Raw genomic sequence first — 20,683 nt, forward strand, 5'->3', positions numbered from 1 at the left:
TTTGAAGTACATCTTTCAAAGTTCTGATAATGAATCTAAAAGAACAATAGCTCGCTGTGTACTACAAAGTGAATCGGAAAATAAAAAGCCCCATTTTACTGGCTTTCTTCAAAACAGTAACTCTTTAATCAGGGTAATATCTTACAAATATAATCAAAATTAACTTTTATTTAACATTTGTGCTGCAACTTGGGTTAATATTACAGCGGTTGATGGTCGCCCCGATGCTAAAGTTTCCATTAGAATACGTGGAGGAGGTTCTATTACTCAAAGTAATGATCCATTATTTATTGTTGATGGATTCCCTGTCAGCAGTATTAATGATATTCCAGCCTCCCAAATCGCAAGTATAGATGTATTGAAAGATGCCTCTTCCACCGCAATTTATGGAGCTCGTGGTGCAAATGGTGTTGTTCTTGTGACTACAAAAGCCCCTACTAGTGGTAAAATAAGTATTAGCTATAATGGTAGTACGCAAATTAAAACAGCTTCTAAATATTTAGGTTCATTAGATTCATACGATTTTGTAAAATTGAATTGGGATTATGGAACCCTGTTTGGATATGGAGATGCCTGGGCAATGGCTTATGGACTTGGAACTAAATACAGTAGCCTCAATGCGGATGGTATAAATGCCTATAAGAATGTTGCTTCGAGAGATATCGAGAAAGAGGTTATTCGCAGTACCACTTCGCAAAACCATAATATTGCAATTAGTGGCGGGAATGAAAAAACCAAATACAGTGTTTCTTTTGATAATTTGGCTGATAATGGTTTGAAAATTCAATCTTGGTATAAAAGAACGGATGTATTGGCGAAATTAAAAAGTGAAATCGCAAAAAACCTTGATTTTGAAGGGGATTTGTATTATAGTAATCAAGAAATTTTTGGAAGTGAAGCCCAGACTAATACGGTGGGGTCGTGGTTAACCAGATCATTACGGTTTACCCCTGTTACTCCTTTGGGGGATATTAGCGGAAATAATTCTCAGCTTGGTTTATATGATAATTATGTTAGGCCGGATTTCGATCCAATTCCAACTATCAATGATATTTATGACAGGACGGTACGCCAAAAATATAGAGTAAATACAGCTCTTAACTGGAAAGTGAATGCCGCACTAACCCTGCGTTCGGAGTATGGTATGTCTAAAGGATATAATTCTCAATATCAATTTACTGGTGCATTTGTGAAAAATACAGTAGGTGTGCAGGGGGGTGATGCTGCAATTACCAAGAATTATAACACAGGCTATCGTTTTGTAAATACAGCGAATTATAAATTCCAAAAATTAGGGGATAATCATCGATTGGATGCGCTTTTAGGACAGGAGATTAATGCTAATGAAGGGGAAAATACCAAGATTTCAGGCACTAATTATCCAATTTCATTTGATTATAACAGAGCATTTGCTTTGATGAGCCAGTATGGTGATCAAAACGCGGTAAAAATTTTGAATACCTATGATGTTCCAGGACATCTGGCTTCATTCTTTGGTCGTGTAAACTACGCTTTTAAAGATAAGTATTTGTTTACTGCCACATTGCGTGCCGATGGCTCCAGTAATTTTGCGCCATCGCACCGATGGGGTTATTTCCCTGCCGGTGCATTTGCATGGAGAGCTTCGGATGAATCCTTTTTAAAAGATTCTAAAGTGGTTAGTAATCTGAAGCTGCGTTTAAGTTATGGTGAGGTAGGTAACGACCAGATTTCATCTGGATTATGGAGATCAGACTGGACCGGTGTTTCTGGCGGTTACGGATACAATAATGTGGCTAATGCAATTTATGTTCCTTCTACTACTATGCTGGTGAATCCAAATTTGAAATGGGAAACAACAATAACAAGAAACTTTGGGGTGGACTTAGGATTCTTTGATAACAGGTTATATGGTACAATTGATGCGTATTGGAATACAACTAAAGATCTTTTATTGGTAAATGACGTACCTGCTTATACCGGATATGTATCACAAATGGCGAATGTTGGGCAAACCCGTAATATTGGTTTTGAGGTTTCTGTAGGTGGAGATATTGTTCGAAGTGAAGATTTCAAATTATCAGCTAATATGAATGTATCTGTTAATAGAAATAAAGTTGAGGCGCTTGCAGCAGGGATAGACTATAAATATTACACCAGTAACTGGTCCTCTACTTCAACAATACCAGTCGGAGGAGATTATGCTTTTCGAGTAGGAGATCCTGTTGGATTGATTCGTGGTTTTGAATACGATGGGTTTTATACAACTGCCGATTTTAATTATAATGCTGCTACAAAAACGTATACTCTTAAACCTGGATTAGCTGATTCAAGTGGAGTTTTGGGTAATATTCCAGGTCTTACAGGAGCGTATCCAGGTATGGTAAAACTTAAAAAAATTGGTTCCACACTTAGTGCTACAAAAATTAGCGAATCAGATGATGCAACTATTATTGGGAATGTCAATCCTAAATTTACTGGGGGATTAAACATTAATGCAAGCTATAAAGCATTTGATTTATTGTTAGGATTTAACGGTTCGTACGGTAACGATATTTATAATGCCAACAAATTGGCAAACTCGTATGGGAACAAACTTCCGTTCCGTAATTTTAGTGCTTCCGTGCAAAATGCCTATACTTTATTTGATGTTAATTCAAGTGGGGATTTAGTTAGGGTTTATGATCCGGCAGCATTAGATGCTTTAAATGTTAATGCTAAAACATACATGCCTTTTCATGAAAATGGAGTGGTACATTCCGATGGAATTGAAGATGGGTCTTTCTTAAGATTAAATAATGTAACAGTTGGATATACTTTGCCTTCTGATGTTACCAAAAAAGCAGCAATTCAAAATTTGAGGTTGTATGCAACAGTTACCAACGCTTGGATATGGACAAAATATACTGGATATGATCCTGAGGTTGATGCTGGAAATGGTAGAAATAATACGTATCCTACGCCAGGAATGGACTTTGGGGCCTATCCTAAAGCACGTACATTTACTCTTGGAGTAAATGTAAAATTCTAAGTCCGGACAATTAATCTTAAAAAAATATAAAAATGAAAAGAAAAATTTTATACTTGGGTATCTTGTCAACCTTGATGTTTTCATCATGTCAAGATTTTCTTGAAGTGCAGTCAGATTCGAAATTTGATTCGAAGTTTGTATTTCAATCGGCATCGGAAGCTGATAAAGCAATTTTAGGTGCCTATGAATTATTGAGTGTTGAATCTGGGATACACTCAAGCAGATTGTTTTATGATGTAACAGGTGTTGGTTCAGATATTGAACTTGGACCAGATGTAATAACGGTTGCAGGGCGTTTTAATGCTGAAAATTTATACTATAAAGCGCCAAGCTCAACAGATAATACACCGGATGCCTGGAATGGAATTTACAAAACGATTAGTCGTTGTAATGTGATTATCGATGCTTTTGAATCGAATTCAGAATTTATTGCTACAGATAAAACAAAAGCATCTGCTTTAACTCATTTATATGGGGAAGCCGTAGCTATTCGTGCTACCATGTATTTTGAGCTCACCAGAAATTGGGGAGATGTTATTTATTTTACAAAACCAATATTATCAGAAGCAGATTACAAAGATGCCGGTTTAACCGATCGAAATATCATTCAGGAATCCGAGTTGGCTAATCTTATTAAAGTGGAGCCAATGATGTATAAGTTAAACACCAATGGTGTTGGTACTGTTGCTACTCGTATGACTAAAGAATATGTTGATGGATTAATAGGGCGTATGGCTTTAATCCGTGGAGGATATGCGCTTCGGCATATAAATTATACAGGTGATGGAGAAGTGCTGCAATCGCATCCTACCAGAGGAAAAATGGTACGCCGATCCGATTACCTGAAATATTACAGTATGGCAAATGCGTACTTGAAAAAGTTAGTTTATGAAGGAAATGCACATCTTGTAACTTCTGATTCAAGAACTCCAGCTCAAAAATTCAGTAATCCTTTTCAAACTATTTTTCAGAATGGAATGGATTATAAGATAAGTCCTGAAATGATTTTTGAGGTGAGTCAAATAGCGGGGGTTACCACAAGCGAACGTCCTTATGCATTTGGTCGTCCCTCTGATGGAGGCGCGACAGCGTATCCTCCAAAAGGGTATGGGCAAATGCGTTTTTTTCCAACCTACTATTTTGGTATGTTTGACAATAAAGATTTAAGACGTGATGTAACGGTTACGACAACCTGTTTAGGAGGTGCAGCTGATGAAAAAATGCTGTTATTTAAAAAGGGAAATAAAAGTAATGGGGGATTGTCATTGAATAAGTGGGATTATTCCCGTATGTCTGACAAAACTTTTGCAACTAAACAAAGAATAACGGGTATTAATGCACCAGTAATGCGTATGGGAGATATGATATTGTTGTTGGCTGAAACCTATTCCGTGCTTGGAGATGATGCTAATGCTAAAGGGGAATTGTTGAAAATTCGTCAACGCGCTTTCAATCCAAGTGATGCGAGTTATGTTTCATTGACTTCGGGTTATGTCAATAGTAAATCTGGCGCATCTCTTTTGGCTGCTATTCAAGACGAACGCGCATTTGAATTGGGAGGTGAAGGTCAACGTAAAATGGATTTGGTTCGTTGGGGAATCTTAGGCAAGAAAGTAAATGAATTACAAACTCAAATGACCACTATGATAAATAGCCTTCGCAGCACTGGTTCCTATACCTTTCCTAATGGCAACGTGATTTCTAATTATATATATACTAAAACTGTCACTCTTGCCGCCGCTCAAGCTTTAGGATTAAGCGATATCTTAACGGGTAATACCTATGTTGGGGCAACAGACCCGTTGTATCCGCTTTTATTTCCAGCCTGGAGAGGCACGGCTACGGATTGGGTTGCTCCGGCAACGGTAACATTAAAAAAATCGATGTTGGCTATTAAAGGATTGTTTAAACCATTAACTCCGACCGAAGTTACTGCAGCTACAGCAGCAGGATATGCAAAAGTAGCTTATGGTATTGATCTTACCAATGATGCCTCTAATCCTTGGGAAGTAAATACTACCGGTGTATTTGGGGGATATCTTCCGGCTGATTATACGGCTAATTATTCTCCGCTTTATTTATTGGCTATTCCGGCCACTACGATTCAGGTTTCCGGTGGCAAAATATCGAATAGCTATGGATTTCCAAATCAATAGCTAATTCAATAATTTATTTTTATATAAAATCCGTCCTTCGAGACGGATTTTTTTGCTTTATAAATCACGTCGAATAATTCAGATTTCTAAATATACAAATGGGTCAGGGATTACTGGATTGATGTACTAAATCTTCAGTGACAGGAGATGAGGTTCGCATAGATTGGAATTATGCAAGTATGGCAGCGGGTTAAGTCTGCTTAAAAGAGCAGCTTTAACGGACCTTAATTCAATGTCTAAAAGAATTAATACCCGTTTTTTAAACAAGATAGGGTAAAATAATAGTTCCGTTTTCAAGTATTAAAATTTTAAAAGTCATGAATTTGACAAATTTAATTCGCTAAATTTGTGGCTTTTTCGTTTTATAAACATACAGATATAATGACCTTCACCGCAATAGATTTTGAAACCGCAACAGCATTCCATCCTTGTTCGGTCGGTATAGTTACCGTAGAAAATGGAATAATTGTAGATGAATTTGTCAGTTTAATCAAGCCGCCAAATAATCTCTATTCTCCTTTTACTATTCAGGTGCATGGAATATATCCACGAGATACGGTGCATGCAAAATCATTTGCGCAAGTATATCCTGAAATACAAAAACGGCTGAAAAACAGAGTGATTGTGGCTCATAATGAAAGTTTTGACAGAAATGTTCTGGCTAAATCAATGGCGCTTTATAATTTGGATTATGCCGATTTGAATATCGCTTCTCGTTGGGAGTGTACCGTAAAAATTTATAAGGCGAAAGGATTAAAACCAGCCAAATTAAGCGATTGTTGCCGGGAAATGAAAATAGAATTAAATCACCACGAAGCATTGTCTGATGCCCGGGCGTGCGCTAAATTGTATTTGTTGAGATAAATCGCTTTCCTTTTTATTTTTTCATTACTTTCAGCTAAGCCTTGTTACAACTCAGGGACTATTGTAAGAATATTGGAACAGCATCGCTGAAAAACTAATAATTTGATTACCAGTCCATGTGAAAATAGGATAATGTTGTAAGTTTGTATTGGAAAAAGAACAATCAAATATACTAAAAGATGTCAGTAGTAATTAAACTCAAATTTTTTTTTGAGAAACACGGTTTTCATGTTTCTTCCCGTATGGCTGATACATTGGGTATGCGCGCCAGCAGTGTACGATTGTTTTTTATCTATTTGTCGTTTGTTACTGTTGGATTGTGGTTTGCGGTTTATTTGACGTTGGCTTTTTGGATTCGTCTCAAGGATTTAATCAGGGCCAAACGCACTTCTGTTTTTGATTTGTAAGACACTATAAAAAAAGAAAAAGGGATTATAAAGCAGTAAAGCACTTTATAATCCCTTTTTTAATTAACGGTTTTTATTATCTCGTTTTTTTGAAACTGTAAGCATAAATAAATGCATGAATTGAAGCAAATATCAGAGCGAAATAAAACAAGAAACTACCTTCTGCACTTGGGTCTATTTGGTTGATGTATGCGATAACAATTAAGGCAAATACCATTCCTAAACCTGAGGCTGAAACTGTTTTGTAACTATTTAAACTAAAGTTTCCTTTGTTTAAATGACTGTGCTTCATTCCGTAAAATAAGTACAAATCGAATCCGATCATCATCCACACGATAAGACGAATCCAAGTATCCAATGGTAAAAAAACCATCATGAACAGGCATACTAAAACTCCGGCAATCGGTACAAAAGGTACAAGAGGTGTTCTAAAAGCTCTTGGTGCTTCCGGCATTTTCTTACGCATAATTAATACTCCTACACACACCAGGATAAAAGCAAATAAAGTCCCAATACTGGTCATTTCCCCAACAACTCTGGCAGGAACAAACGCAGCAAAAAGACTCACAATTACCATAAATAATAAATTGTTTTTTGCAGGAGTTCTAAATTTAGAATGTACTTCAGAGAATACTTTTGGCATCAGACCATCTTTACTCATAGAGAAAAATACTCTACTTTGTCCCATTAACATTACTAAAATTACGGAAGAATATCCCCCTAAAATAGCGAGTAAAATGGCATTGTTTAGCCAAGGGTAAGCAGGTGTGATCATTCCGTTCGGTCCAACGGTTCCCATTGCTTCAACTGCAATTGCAACAGGTGCAATTCCGTCTTTTCCGGCAAATGCCTGGTAATTTACAACTCCTGTCATTACGTGGGCAAAAAGGATGTAAAGAATAGTACAAATTGCTAATGATAACAATATTCCAATAGGCATATCTCTTTTCGGATTTTTAGCTTCTTGTGCAGCTGTTGAAACGGCATCAAAACCAATATAAGCGAAAAATACAATTGCTGCAGCTCTAATTATTCCGGAGAATCCAAATTCTCCAAATTTACCCGTATTTTCAGGTATGTAAGGGGTGTAGTTTTCAGGTCTGATGTATTGCCATCCAACTGTAATAAAGACTAAAACAACGGTTACTTTTAATAAAACGATAATACCGTTTACTAATGCGGATTCCCGGGTTCCTCTCATTAATATTAATGACATGAGCATCACTATACCGACTGCTGGTATATTGATTATTCCCCCTTCAAAAGGAGAAAGCATGTAGGCTTCATTTATATGAATACCATAACCGCTCAGGAATTTACCAAAATATCTGGACCAGCTAATGGAAACAGTTGCCGCACCGACGGCATATTCTAAAACTAAATCCCAGCCAATAATCCAGGCAACAAATTCTCCCATTGTTGCAAAAGAATAGGTGTAAGCACTTCCCGCAACAGGAATCATTGAAGAAAATTCAGCATAACATAAACCTGCAAAAATACATCCAAATGCAGCTACTAGAAACGAAATTGTTATGGCTGGTCCTGCATTCATTGATGCTGCCAGTCCAGTTATTGAAAACAATCCAGCTCCAATAATTGCCCCAATTCCTAGTGCAACCAACCCGGGTGCGGTTAATGTTTTCTTCAATCCCTTTTCAGAATCAGCGGCCTCTGCTAAAAGCTGAGCTAATGGTTTTCTTTTCCAAATAGACATATTTTATGGTTTTTTTGTTATTAAGGTCCAAATGTATTCTTTTTTATAAAAAATAAAAACAATAATTTAGTTTTAAGTTATAAAAAAATAATTTGTCACTCTTTTAAGGGATTTATTTTATAGAAAAGTCATTATAGAATCTGTATCCCTCAAATAGTACGTTTTTTAAAATAAATTTTCTATTTTCATCGAATATTTTCCCTTAGAAAGGAAGGTGTCTTGATTTAATTTATAAATTTAGGATTAGTTAAAGCAATCAGTTCGAAATCATCGGATGGGTTAAAAGCCAATGCTCCTTTTTTTAAGGTCGTAAGGGAAGCAGGTACAGATGTGTTTTTGTTATCTGACAGAATCATTGTTTTGCAACGAGTCTGTTTTTGTCGATTTTAATGTTGTGACAAAAAATTACCAGCATCAAAAAATGACTTTGGTTGCAATCTCAAATGATTTCATGAAAATTGCTACTGCAAGGAGTTTGCTAAAATCGATCCTTTCAGTCCTAATTCAGTACAGACTGTAGAGGATATCAAAATGGAATGGAAGTATAGAAAATGGATTGTGTTCCTATCGTTTCAGCGCTTTTCCGATAGTATTATTTCAGCTGCCCTTTGCCTGTAGCAATTGTAATTTGTGGGAATTGAACAGGAAATAGTAAGAATATTGAGGATTTAACAAAAAATAAGGGATTTACTGTTGATAAAGCAAATGTAATTGACTTATATTTGGACTTTTAAAATAAAACATTATTACAATGAACTTTGATTACAACGAAACGCAATCCATGATTGCACAATCTATAAGAGATTTTGCTGAAAAAGAAATTCGCCCGAATATAATGGAATGGGATGAAGCACAGACATTTCCTGTGCCTTTGTTTAAAAAATTAGGTGAAATGGGGTTTATGGGTGTTTTGGTGCCAGAAGAACTTGGAGGTTCCGGATTAGGATATCATGAATACATTACTATTGTAGAAGAAATATCAAAAGTAGATCCGTCCATTGGGTTATCTGTTGCAGCACATAATTCTTTATGTACCAATCATATTTTGACCTTTGGAAACGAAGAACAAAAGAAAAGATGGATTCCTAAATTAGCAACCGCTGAACATATCGGTGCTTGGGGACTGACAGAACACAATACGGGTTCAGATGCTGGTGGAATGAATACTACTGCAAAAAAGGATGGCGATTTCTGGATTGTTAATGGAGCCAAAAATTTCATTACACATGCTATTTCTGGTGATATAGCCGTTGTGATTGTTCGCACGGGTGAAAAAGGAGATTCAAAAGGAATGACTGCTTTTGTGTTCGAAAAAGGAATGGCAGGTTTTGCCTCAGGAAAAAAAGAGAATAAATTGGGAATGCGGGCCAGCGAAACAGCTGAATTGATTTTTGATAATTGTCGTATTCCTGATGCTAACCGATTAGGGGAAGTAGGACAGGGTTTTGTTCAGGCGATGAAAATTTTGGATGGAGGAAGAATTTCCATCGGAGCACTGTCACTGGGAATTGCCAAAGGAGCGTATGAAGCGGCATTGAAATATTCTAAAGAAAGACATCAGTTTGGACAGCCAATTTGTGAGTTTCAAGGGATTTCATTCAAGTTAGCGGATATGGCAACTGAAATCGAAGCTTCGGAATTGTTGTTGCACAAAGCTGCTTTTTTGAAGCAACAACACAAACCGGTTACCACAATGGGCGCTATGGCTAAAATGTTTGCTTCGGAAGTATGTGTCAAAGTAGCTAATGAAGCGGTGCAAATTCATGGTGGCTATGGTTATATTAAAGATTATCCTGTAGAGAAATTCTATAGAGATTCTAAATTATGTACTATAGGTGAAGGAACAACTGAGATTCAAAAAATAGTAATTTCAAGAAATTTACTCAAAGAATAGTATTTGAAGTTTAAAATAGAGCATAAAGAATCAAAATGCGGTAGATGGCAGATTGGATCTTTTGCGTCAAAGATAGAAAAGGAATGGCCTGAATATAATAAGGACGCTGATCGGACTGTCTGACGGCAGATAGAGCGTGTTTTGTCATGCTGAAAGTTGTGCCTGTAGGAACGCCTGAAAATAATCCATAATTCATGACTCGTAATTCAAAATAATGTTTACTTTTGCACACTTAAAGAAAGGGGGTGTCTATATTATGTTAATTATACCAATTAAAGACGGAGAAAATATCGATAGAGCGTTAAAACGTTACAAAAGAAAATTTGATAAAACAGGAACTGTTCGTCAATTAAGAGCACGTACTGCTTTTATTAAGCCTTCAGTTACCAATAGAATCAAAATTCAAAAAGCAGCTTATATCCAAAATATGAGAGATAACTTAGAGAGTTAGTCAATATCTATTAGAATAAATTACCGTTAGTCATTAAAAGTTTTATAACTTTGATGCTAACGGTTTTTTTATGGCTACTAATAAAGACGCATTTCGGGATTATCTGCAGTTGGAGAAAAAATATTCTCCACATACCGTTACGGCGTATTGCAATGATATCACTTCTTTCGAATTATTCAATGCGATTCATTTCGACCAGGAGCATGTAGAACAGGTCAATTACAGTCAGATTAGAAGTTGGATTGTGTCTCTTGTTGATGGTGCTATGTCGAATACCTCAGTTAATAGAAAAATTGCATCCTTAAAAGCATTTTATAAATTTCTATTAAAGACAAAACAAATAGAGGTTAGTCCGTTACTAAAACACAAGGCGTTAAAGACACCTAAACTATTGCAAATTCCGTTTTCCGAAAAAGAAGTGGAAGAGGCGTTAGGGCATCTGCAAAATCCGGTAGGTTTTGAAGAGATAAGAAACAAGCTTATAGTGGATTTGTTTTATACTACCGGTATGCGAAGAACGGAGTTGATTCATTTAAAAGTAGTTAATGTTAATTTGTCCGGTGGTACAATCAAAGTGTTGGGAAAAAGGAATAAGGAGCGGATCCTTCCTGTTTTACCGATAGTTATAAATCAGTTTTCTTTATACCTAAAAGAGCGTTCCTTTTTATTGTCGGTAGTTGATGGTGATTATTTTTTTCTCACAAAAAAAGGGTTAAAATTAAATGATTCTTTTGTGTATCGATTAATAAATTCTTACTTTAGTGCAGTCTCCGAGAAAGTAAAAAAGAGTCCGCACATATTGCGACATACGTTTGCAACTCATCTATTAAATAACGGGGCCGATTTGAATTCAGTGAAAGAATTATTGGGACATTCCAGTTTGGCTTCGACTCAGATATATACGCACAATAGTTTATCAGAGCTAAAAAAAGTATATGAAGATGCGCATCCAAGGAATCAGAAATAATTTAAAAATGTTTAACTATTAAAAAAAAATGATTATGAAGGTAAATGTTCAAGCGGTTAACTTTACTGTTGACAGAAAGCTACTAGATTTTGTCCAAGAAAGAATGGATAAATTAGAAAAATATTACGATAAAGTAGTATCGGCGGATGTTTTTTTGAAAGTTGAAAAGACAAGTGATAAAGAGAACAAAATTGCTGAGATAAAAATTAATGTTCCGGGAGATGATTTTGTAGTTAAAAAGCAGTGTAAAATTTTTGAAGAAGCAGTGGAACTTTGTGCTGAATCTTTAGAACGATTGTTGGTAAAAAGGAAAGAAAAAATAAGTTCGCACATTTAATATAAATTTTTTTGAAAAAATGTTTTGATTGAGAGATAAAATCTCTACATTTGCAGTCCGTTAGAAATAGCGGACTTTTTTTATTGATTATGCCAGTGTAGCTCAGTTGGCTAGAGCAGCTGATTTGTAATCAGCAGGTCGTGGGTTCGAGTCCCTCCACCGGCTCTTTTTTTTGAAATATTGATAATTAATGGTTAGGGGAGATACTCAAGCGGCCAACGAGGGCAGACTGTAAATCTGCTGTGTAAACTTCGCAGGTTCGAATCCTGCTCTCCCCACAAAATGAAGTTTAAAAGTTCGGATTTGAAAATTTGAAATGCTGAACTGGAAATAAAGATTTCTCTGCCGGTGTAGCTCAGGGGTAGAGTGCTTCCTTGGTAAGGAAGAGGTCTCGGGTTCAATTCCCGACATTGGCTCAAAATGTAATATTTGAACACTAATAAATTATAATAACTAAGATTAAAAATTAAGTAAAATGGCAAAAGAAAATTTTAATCGTTCCAAACCGCACTTAAATATAGGTACAATTGGACACGTAGATCACGGAAAAACTACTTTAACTGCAGCAATAACGAAAGTATTATCTGATGCTGGTTACTGTCAAGCAAAATCATTTGATCAAATTGATAATGCTCCTGAAGAAAAAGAAAGAGGTATTACAATTAATACATCTCACGTTGAGTATGAAACTGCTAATCGTCATTACGCTCACGTTGACTGTCCAGGTCACGCGGATTACGTAAAAAACATGGTTACAGGTGCTGCTCAAATGGATGGTGCTATTCTTGTTGTAGCTGCTACTGACGGACCAATGCCACAAACACGTGAGCATATCCTTTTAGGACGTCAGGTAGGTATTCCTAGAATGGTTGTATTCATGAATAAAGTGGATATGGTTGATGATGAGGAATTACTTGAATTAGTTGAGATGGAAATCAGAGACTTGTTATCTTTCTACGAATATGATGGAGATAATGGTCCTGTTGTTCAAGGTTCAGCTTTAGGTGGATTGAACAATGATCCAGTTTGGGTACCAAAAATTCTTGAATTGATGGAGGCTGTTGATGCTTGGATCGAAGAGCCGGTAAGAGACGTTGCAAAACCTTTCTTAATGCCTGTTGAAGATGTATTCTCAATCACTGGTCGTGGAACTGTTGCTACAGGTCGTATCGAAACAGGTGTTGCTAATACTGGAGATCCAGTTGAAATCATTGGTATGGGAGCTGAAAAATTGACTTCTACTATTACAGGAGTTGAGATGTTCCGTAAAATCCTTGATAGAGGAGAAGCTGGAGATAACGTAGGTATTCTTTTAAGAGGTATTCAAAAAGAAGACATCAAAAGAGGAATGGTTATTTGTAAGCCAGGTTCAGTTAAACCACACGCTACTTTCAAAGCTGAGGTTTATATCTTGAAAAAAGAAGAAGGTGGTCGTCACACACCATTTCACAATAACTACCGTCCACAGTTTTACGTACGTACAACAGACGTAACAGGTATCATTACTTTGCCAGCAGGTGTAGAGATGGTTATGCCTGGGGATAACTTAACTATTGATGTTGTATTGCTTAGTGCAATTGCATTAAATGTTGGTTTACGTTTCGCTATCCGTGAGGGTGGTAGAACAGTAGGTGCAGGTCAGGTAACTGAGATTGTAGCATAATCCTATAAAATAATTTTTAAAACCAGTAACGCCTTGGGTGGTTACTGGTTTTTAATAAACGGGCGTAGTTCAAGGGTAGAATAGCGGTCTCCAAAACCGTTGATGGGGGTTCGAATCCCTCCGCCCGTGCAAATAAACTAAATCATAATGACAAAAGTTGTTAATTACATATCAGAAGCATTTGAAGAATTAAAGTCAAATGTAACTTGGCCAGCTTGGGCTGAGGTACAACGTCTAACGATTGTTGTTGCTGTTTTTTCAGTATTATTCGCTTTGGCAACTTGGGGAGTAGATGAAATTTTCGCAAAAGCATTGGCTGGATTTTTTAACTGGATAAAAGCATAATTTTTTTGTTATGGCAGATAATAATATTAAAAAGTGGTATGTAGTTAGAGCAGTAAGCGGACAAGAAAATAAAGTGAAAGCATACATCGAAACCGAAATCGCAAGATTAGGCATGGGTGATTATGTTTCTCAAGTTCTCGTTCCTACTGAAAAAGTAGTTACTGTAAAAGAAGGAAAAAAAATAATCAAGGATAAAGTCTATTTTCCTGGTTATGTCATGATTGAGGCAAATCTAATAGGTGAAATACCTCATATTATCAAGTCTATAACAAGTGTTATTGGTTTTTTAGGTGAAATTAAAGGTGGTGAGCCTGTGCCATTACGACTTTCTGAAGTTAACAGAATGTTAGGTAAAGTAGATGAGTTAGCTGTAAATACAGATACTCGTTCTATTCCCTTCAATATTGGAGAAACTATTAAGGTAATTGATGGTCCTTTTAACGGTTTCAATGGAACGGTTGAGAAAATCAATGAAGAAAAGCGTAAACTAGAAGTAATGGTTAAGATTTTCGGAAGAAAAACACCATTGGAGTTAAGTTTTATGCAAGTTGAAAAAGTATAATTTTTTGTTACATCTATAATATCCATTACAATCGCTTCCAATGATTGTAGTGTTAAATTTTTTAAAAAATGGCTAAAGAAATTAGTAAGGTAGTTAAACTACAAGTTAAGGGAGGTGCTGCGAATCCGTCGCCACCGGTTGGACCTGCTTTAGGAGCTGCTGGGGTAAACATCATGGAATTCTGTAAGCAATTTAATGCTAGAACTCAAGATAAACCCGGCAAAATATGCCCAGTACAAATTACTGTGTATAAAGACAAATCATTTGATTTTGTTGTAAAAACTCCTCCAGCAGCAGTTCAGTTAATGGAAGCTGCAAAGCTAAAATCTGGTTCTGGTGAGCCTAATCGTAAAAAAGTAGCTAGTGTTACTTGGGAACAAATTAGAGCTATTGCTGAAGACAAGATGCCAGACTTAAATGCATTCACTATGGAGTCTGCAATGAGTATGGTTGCTGGAACAGCTAGATCTATGGGTATAACTGTATCAGGAGACGCTCCTTTTTAATTAAGAGAAAGACATGGCAAAATTAACAAAAAAGCAAAAAGAGGCTGCTTCAAAAATTGAAAAGAACAAACTATATTCTCTTAAAGATGCTGCGGCATTGATAAAAGTAGTTGCTTCTGCAAAATTTGATGAGTCTGTTGATATCGCAGTTCGTTTGGGCGTAGATCCAAGAAAAGCGAATCAAATGGTTAGAGGTGTGGTAACATTACCTCATGGAACTGGTAAAGACGTTAAAGTATTAGCATTGGTTACTCCAGACAAAGAAGCGGAAGCTTTAGCAGCTGGTGCAGACTATGTAGGTCTTGATGATTATTTACAAAAAATTAAAGACGGTTGGACAGATGTTGATGTAATTATCACTATGCCTTCTGTTATGGGTAAATTAGGTCCATTAGGTCGTATTTTAGGACCTAGAGGTTTAATGCCAAACCCTAAAACAGGTACTGTAACTATGGATGTTGCAAAAGCTGTTCAAGAGGTTAAAGCTGGTAAAATTGACTTTAAAGTTGATAAAACTGGTATCGTGCATGCAGGAATTGGTAAAATTTCTTTTGGAAGCGAGCAAATCGTTGACAATGCACACGAAATTATTCAAACATTAATCAAACTTAAGCCAACTGCTGCTAAAGGAACGTACATTAAAAGTATTTACCTAACTAGCACTATGAGTCCAGCAATTGCTTTGGACCCTAAAGCAGTATAATTGGTAGTTAAAAATTTTTAGTATGACTAGAGAAGAAAAATCAATCGCGATTGAAGTTTTAACTGCACAGTTAGCTGGTACAAACATTGTTTATGTATCTGATATTTCTGGAATGAATGCAGAAGCAACTTCAAACTTGAGAAGAGCTTGTTATAAAGCAGGTATAAAATTAGAAGTAGTTAAAAATACGTTGCTTGCAAAAGCGATGGAAGCTTCAGCTAATGATTATGGCGATTTACCTTCAGTTTTGACTGGTAATAGTGCTATATTCATTTCTGAGATAGCAAACGCTCCTGGCAAGATAATTAAAGATTTCAGAAAAAAATCAGCTAAACCTGTATTAAAGGGAGCTTTTATTAACGCTGAAATTTATATTGGAGACGATCAATTAGATGCATTAGCAACTATTAAATCTAAAGAAGAGCTTATCGGCGAACTTATTGGATTATTGCAGTCACCAGCACAAAGAGTTATTTCTGCTCTTCAAAACCAATTCGCAAAAAGCGAAGAGGCTACAGAAGAAGTGGAAGCATAATGAAAATAGGGTCTTACTCTAATTTTTATTAAAAAAAACGCGCACAATAAATAAATTATATTTTTACAAATCATTTTAAAACGATAGAAAAAATGGCAGATTTGAAACAATTCGCAGAACAATTAGTTAACCTAACAGTAAAAGAAGTTAACGAATTAGCAACAATATTAAAAGATGAGTACGGTATCGAACCAGCTGCTGCAGCTGTAGTAGTTTCTGGTGGTGGTGATGCTGCAGTTGAAGAAGCTCAAACTGAATTTACAGTTGTATTGAAAGAAGCTGGTGCTTCTAAATTAGCTGTAGTTAAATTAGTAAAAGAACTTACAGGTTTAGGTTTGAAAGAAGCTAAAGATGTAGTAGATAGCGCACCAAGCAACGTTAAAGAAGGTGTTTCTAAAGAAGAAGCTGAAGGGCTTAAAAAATCTTTAGAAGAAGCTGGAGCTGTAGTTGAACTTAAATAGTTAAACTCGGTTTAAAGAATTAGGTTTAGGTCTTGGGTTTAGTCGCCCAATGACCTAAACCATTTTTCGTATAACAAAAGTCTACCTTGTATAATTACATAATAGCCTTTTAAAATAAATTCATTTTACCCATTACGAGGAAAAAAAATTAACAGATAATAAGAAAGTAGTTATCTTAAATTGGTTTTTAAAGATGTAATGGTTGTAAAAGGAAAGTATAAATAAATCAATATTTGTACAAAAAAAAATTACTTTTTTAATCAAAATTTTGTCCATTGATGATAACAAATCAGACTGAAAGATTGAATTTTGCCTCAACAAAAAATATTCCTGATTATCCAGATTTTCTAGATGTTCAGGTAAAATCGTTTAAAGATTTTTTTCAATTAGAAACTAAATCTGACGAAAGAGGCGACGAAGGGCTTTACAATACCTTCATGGAAAATTTCCCAATTACTGATACAAGAAATAACTTTGTATTGGAATTCCTTGATTATTTTGTAGATCCACCACGTTACACAATTCAAGAATGTATAGAAAGAGGTCTTACTTATAGTGTGCCTTTAAAAGCAAGGTTAAAACTATATTGTACAGATCCAGAACACGAAGATTTTGAAACAATTGTTCAGGATGTTTATCTTGGTACAATTCCTTATATGACACCAAGTGGTACCTTTGTTATTAATGGTGCTGAGCGTGTAGTTGTATCTCAATTACATAGATCACCGGGTGTTTTCTTTGGTCAATCATTCCATGCAAATGGTACAAAATTGTATTCTGCCAGAGTAATTCCTTTTAAAGGTTCTTGGATAGAATTTTCAACAGATATTAACAGCGTAATGTATGCTTATATCGACAGAAAGAAAAAATTACCAGTTACCACTCTTTTTAGAGCAATTGGTTTTGAAAGAGATAAAGATATTCTAGAAATTTTTGACCTTGCTGAAGAAATTAAAGTTTCTAAAACAGGTCTTAAAAAATATGTCGGTAGAAAATTAGCTGCTCGTGTATTGAATACATGGCATGAAGATTTCGTGGATGAAGATACTGGTGAGGTAGTTTCTATCGAACGTAACGAAATAATCCTTGATAGAGATACAATTATCGACAAAGATAATGTAGAAGAAATCATCGATTCTAACGTTAAATCTATTTTGTTGCATAAAGAAGATGCTAATCAAGGTGATTATGCCATCATTCATAATACGTTACAAAAAGATCCAACAAATTCTGAAAAAGAAGCTGTTGAGCATATCTACAGACAATTGCGTAACGCAGAACCGCCTGATGAAGAGACTGCTCGTGGTATTATAGATAAATTATTCTTTTCTGATCAACGTTACAACTTAGGTGAAGTAGGTCGTTATAGAATGAACAAAAAACTTGGTTTGGATATTCCTATGGAAAAGCAAGTGCTTACCAAAGAAGATATCATTACCATTGTAAAATATTTGATTGAATTAATCAACTCTAAAGCAGAGATTGATGATATTGATCACTTATCAAACCGTCGTGTTAGAACAGTTGGTGAACAATTGTCTCAACAATTCGGTGTTGGTTTAGCCCGTATGGCCAGAACCATTAGAGAGCGTATGAACGTTAGAGATAACGAGGTGTTTACACCAATAGATTTGATTAATGCCAAAACATTATCGTCTGTTATCAACTCTTTCTTTGGAACAAACCAGTTGTCTCAGTTTATGGATCAAACGAATCCACTTGCGGAGATTACACACAAAAGAAGATTATCTGCACTAGGACCAGGTGGACTTTCGAGAGAAAGAGCAGGTTTTGAGGTACGTGACGTTCACTATACGCATTACGGACGCTTATGTCCAATTGAAACTCCTGAGGGACCAAACATTGGTTTGATATCTTCTCTTGGTGTTTATGCGAAAGTAAATGGAATGGGTTTCATCGAAACACCTTACCGTAAAGTAACCAACGGAACTGTAGATTTAGAGTCTACTCCGGTTTACTTAAGCGCAGAAGAAGAAGAAGGAATGATGATTGCTCAGGCAAATATCCAAATGGATGCTACCGGAAAAATTACTGCCGAAGACGTAATTGCGCGTCAAGAAGGTGATTTCCCGGTAATTGAACCAACACGAGTAGATTATACTGATGTTGCTCCAAATCAAATTGCTTCTATTTCAGCTTCTTTGATTCCTTTCTTAGAACATGATGATGCGAATAGAGCCCTGATGGGATCTAACATGATGCGTCAGGCCGTACCGTTAATTCGTCCTGAAGCACCGATTGTTGGAACTGGTTTAGAGCGTCAGGTTGCTTCTGATTCAAGAGTATTGATTAATGCTGAAGGAGATGGGGTTATTGAATATGTTGATGCCAATATCATCACTATCAAATACGATCGTTCTGAAGAAGAAAGAATGGTAAGTTTTGAGCCTGATGAAAAAACATACAATCTAATCAAATTTAGAAAAACCAATCAAGGAACAAGCATCAACTTGAAACCTATCGTAAGAAAAGGAGACAGAGTGGTTCTTGGTCAGGTATTATCGGAAGGATATGCGACCCAAAATGGTGAATTAGCCTTAGGTCGTAACCTGAAAGTGGCCTTTATGCCATGGAAAGGATACAACTTCGAGGATGCGATTGTAATTTCTGAAAAAGTAGTTCGTGACGATATTTTTACCTCTATTCACGTTGATGATTATTCATTAGAAGTGAGAGATACTAAATTAGGTAACGAAGAATTAACAAACGATATACCAAACGTTTCTGAAGAAGCTACTAAAGATTTAGATGAAAACGGAATGATCAGAATTGGAGCCGAGGTTAAACCTGGTGACATTCTTATTGGAAAAATTACTCCAAAAGGAGAATCGGATCCTACTCCGGAAGAGAAATTGCTTCGTGCGATCTTCGGGGATAAAGCAGGTGATGTAAAAGATGCTTCATTGAAAGCTTCTCCTTCTTTACATGGTGTTGTTTTAGACAAAAAATTGTTCGCAAGAGCAGTAAAAGATAAACGCAAACGTACGCAGGATAAAGATGCTTTAGGCGCTTTAGAAATGGAATTCGAAACTAAATTCGTTGAATTAAAAGACAAATTAGTAGAGAAACTTTTCTTGATCGTTAACGGAAAAACATCTCAGGGTGTAATGAATGATTTGGGTGAAGAAGTTTTACCAAAAGGTAAAAAATATACTCAAAAAATGCTTTATGCTGTTGAAGATTTTGCTCACCTAAGTAAAGGTCAATGGGTTGCAGATGATGCTACCAATAAAATGGTTAATGATTTGATTCATAACTATAAAATTAAATTGAACGATTTACAAGGGGCATTGCGTAGAGAGAAATTCACTATTACTGTTGGAGATGAATTGCCAGCAGGAATCCTGAAATTAGCGAAAGTATATATTGCTAAAAAACGTAAACTGAAAGTTGGGGATAAAATGGCGGGACGTCACGGTAACAAAGGTATTGTTGCTCGTATCGTTCGTCATGAAGATATGCCTTTCCTTGAAGACGGAACACCAGTTGATATCGTGTTGAACCCGTTAGGTGTACCTTCACGTATGAACATTGGTCAAATTTATGAAACTGTTCTTGGTTGGGCTGGTATGAACTTGGGTAGAAAATTTGCTACACCAATTTTTGACGGAGCTACGCTGGATCAAATCAATGAATTGACTGACGAGGCTGGAATACCACGTTTTGGACATACGCATTTATATGATGGTGGTACAGGAGAGCGTTTCCACCAGGCTGCAACAGTAGGGGTTATCTACATGTTGAAACTTGGACACATGGTTGACGATAAAATGCACGCACGTTCTATAGGTCCATACTCGTTGATTACTCAACAACCACTTGGAGGTAAAGCTCAATTTGGAGGTCAGCGTTTTGGAGAGATGGAGGTTTGGGCACTTGAAGCTTATGGAGCATCAAGTACACTTAGAGAAATCTTGACTGTGAAGTCTGATGATGTTATCGGTAGAGCAAAAACTTACGAAGCAATCGTTAAGGGTGAATCTATGCCGGAACCAGGATTACCGGAATCATTCAATGTATTAATGCATGAATTGAAAGGTCTTGGACTTGACATTCGTTTAGAAGAATAAAAAAGTTTAGTAATCAG

General features: G+C 36.1%; 18 protein-coding genes and 4 tRNA genes. 20 read left to right on the forward strand and 2 right to left on the reverse strand.

The genetic code is table 11. The features are described 5' to 3' along the window. Window positions 1–199 precede the first annotated feature (199 nt). The 4 genes from ACNQGH_RS19730 (at window position 200) to ACNQGH_RS19745 (ending at window position 6,437) form a co-directional block, all read left to right on the forward strand. Entirely contained in the window at window positions 200–3,010 is a 2,811-nt protein-coding gene (locus tag ACNQGH_RS19730) for a SusC/RagA family TonB-linked outer membrane protein (RefSeq protein WP_417957761.1), read from the forward strand. Window positions 3,011–3,042: 32 nt separating this feature from the next. After that, window positions 3,043–5,166 (forward strand): RagB/SusD family nutrient uptake outer membrane protein, encoded by a 2,124-nt coding sequence (locus ACNQGH_RS19735; protein WP_417957742.1) that lies wholly within the window; start codon window positions 3,043–3,045, stop codon window positions 5,164–5,166. Window positions 5,167–5,547: 381 nt separating this feature from the next. Then, a complete protein-coding gene (locus ACNQGH_RS19740) occupies window positions 5,548–6,030 on the forward strand; it encodes a 3'-5' exonuclease (RefSeq protein WP_417957743.1) in 483 nt (160 codons plus the stop codon). Window positions 6,031–6,209: 179 nt separating this feature from the next. Then, window positions 6,210–6,437 (forward strand): hypothetical protein, encoded by a 228-nt coding sequence (locus tag ACNQGH_RS19745; RefSeq protein ID WP_039109053.1) that lies wholly within the window; start codon window positions 6,210–6,212, stop codon window positions 6,435–6,437. A gap of 76 nt (window positions 6,438–6,513) precedes the next feature. Here ACNQGH_RS19745 and ACNQGH_RS19750 read toward each other — a convergent pair whose 3' ends face one another. Both ACNQGH_RS19750 and ACNQGH_RS19755 read right to left on the reverse strand, forming a co-directional pair. Continuing rightward, complete coding sequence (locus ACNQGH_RS19750; RefSeq protein ID WP_417957744.1) at window positions 6,514–8,151, reverse strand: amino acid permease; 1,638 nt, start codon at window positions 8,149–8,151, stop codon at window positions 6,514–6,516. A 224-nt stretch (window positions 8,152–8,375) separates the two neighbouring features. After that, window positions 8,376–8,507 carry a hypothetical protein gene (locus tag ACNQGH_RS19755; RefSeq protein ID WP_417957745.1) on the reverse strand — a complete coding sequence of 44 codons (132 nt, stop codon included), beginning with the start codon at window positions 8,505–8,507 and terminating at the stop codon, window positions 8,376–8,378. Window positions 8,508–8,902: 395 nt separating this feature from the next. On the opposite strand from ACNQGH_RS19755, the gene ACNQGH_RS19760 reads away from it, so the two are divergent. From ACNQGH_RS19760 to rpoB, 16 genes are all read left to right on the forward strand, one after another. Further along, the gene (locus ACNQGH_RS19760; protein ID WP_417957746.1) at window positions 8,903–10,045 is read left to right on the forward strand and encodes an acyl-CoA dehydrogenase family protein; all 1,143 of its coding nucleotides are present in this window, start codon (window positions 8,903–8,905) and stop codon (window positions 10,043–10,045) included. 256 nt (window positions 10,046–10,301) lie between these two features. After that, a complete protein-coding gene (gene rpsU, locus ACNQGH_RS19765) occupies window positions 10,302–10,496 on the forward strand; it encodes a 30S ribosomal protein S21 (protein ID WP_035670421.1) in 195 nt (64 codons plus the stop codon). A 70-nt stretch (window positions 10,497–10,566) separates the two neighbouring features. Next, the gene (locus ACNQGH_RS19770; protein ID WP_417957747.1) at window positions 10,567–11,463 is read left to right on the forward strand and encodes a tyrosine-type recombinase/integrase; all 897 of its coding nucleotides are present in this window, start codon (window positions 10,567–10,569) and stop codon (window positions 11,461–11,463) included. Window positions 11,464–11,497: 34 nt separating this feature from the next. Next, window positions 11,498–11,800: a ribosome hibernation-promoting factor, HPF/YfiA family gene (gene hpf, locus ACNQGH_RS19775; RefSeq protein WP_417957748.1), complete on the forward strand. Its 303-nt coding sequence runs from the start codon at window positions 11,498–11,500 to the stop codon at window positions 11,798–11,800. 91 nt (window positions 11,801–11,891) lie between these two features. Beyond that, a tRNA-Thr gene (locus tag ACNQGH_RS19780) sits at window positions 11,892–11,965 on the forward strand. Window positions 11,966–11,997: 32 nt separating this feature from the next. Next, window positions 11,998–12,078, forward strand: a tRNA-Tyr gene (locus ACNQGH_RS19785). A gap of 66 nt (window positions 12,079–12,144) precedes the next feature. Continuing rightward, window positions 12,145–12,216, forward strand: a tRNA-Thr gene (locus ACNQGH_RS19790). Between the two features lie 59 nt (window positions 12,217–12,275). After that, the gene (gene tuf / locus ACNQGH_RS19795) at window positions 12,276–13,463 is read left to right on the forward strand and encodes an elongation factor Tu (protein ID WP_039109058.1); all 1,188 of its coding nucleotides are present in this window, start codon (window positions 12,276–12,278) and stop codon (window positions 13,461–13,463) included. Window positions 13,464–13,521: 58 nt separating this feature from the next. Further along, window positions 13,522–13,592 (forward strand) — tRNA-Trp (locus ACNQGH_RS19800). A gap of 18 nt (window positions 13,593–13,610) precedes the next feature. After that, on the forward strand, window positions 13,611–13,808 hold the full coding sequence (gene secE, locus ACNQGH_RS19805) for a preprotein translocase subunit SecE (RefSeq protein ID WP_039109059.1): 198 nt from the start codon (window positions 13,611–13,613) through the stop codon (window positions 13,806–13,808). Between the two features lie 10 nt (window positions 13,809–13,818). Further along, entirely contained in the window at window positions 13,819–14,370 is a 552-nt protein-coding gene (gene nusG, locus ACNQGH_RS19810; RefSeq protein WP_417957749.1) for a transcription termination/antitermination protein NusG, read from the forward strand. Window positions 14,371–14,438: 68 nt separating this feature from the next. Continuing rightward, complete coding sequence (gene rplK, locus ACNQGH_RS19815) at window positions 14,439–14,876, forward strand: 50S ribosomal protein L11 (RefSeq protein ID WP_066082293.1); 438 nt, start codon at window positions 14,439–14,441, stop codon at window positions 14,874–14,876. A 13-nt stretch (window positions 14,877–14,889) separates the two neighbouring features. Next, window positions 14,890–15,579 carry a 50S ribosomal protein L1 gene (gene rplA / locus ACNQGH_RS19820; protein ID WP_039109061.1) on the forward strand — a complete coding sequence of 230 codons (690 nt, stop codon included), beginning with the start codon at window positions 14,890–14,892 and terminating at the stop codon, window positions 15,577–15,579. Window positions 15,580–15,601: 22 nt separating this feature from the next. Next, complete coding sequence (gene rplJ / locus ACNQGH_RS19825; protein ID WP_417957750.1) at window positions 15,602–16,114, forward strand: 50S ribosomal protein L10; 513 nt, start codon at window positions 15,602–15,604, stop codon at window positions 16,112–16,114. 92 nt (window positions 16,115–16,206) lie between these two features. Next, a complete protein-coding gene (gene rplL / locus ACNQGH_RS19830; protein WP_417957751.1) occupies window positions 16,207–16,575 on the forward strand; it encodes a 50S ribosomal protein L7/L12 in 369 nt (122 codons plus the stop codon). A 278-nt stretch (window positions 16,576–16,853) separates the two neighbouring features. Next, window positions 16,854–20,666 (forward strand): DNA-directed RNA polymerase subunit beta, encoded by a 3,813-nt coding sequence (rpoB, locus tag ACNQGH_RS19835; RefSeq protein ID WP_417957752.1) that lies wholly within the window; start codon window positions 16,854–16,856, stop codon window positions 20,664–20,666. Window positions 20,667–20,683: the final 17 nt, after the last annotated feature.

Source organism: Flavobacterium kochi, from assembly GCF_048286715.1.
Lineage (GTDB): Bacteria > Bacteroidota > Bacteroidia > Flavobacteriales > Flavobacteriaceae > Flavobacterium.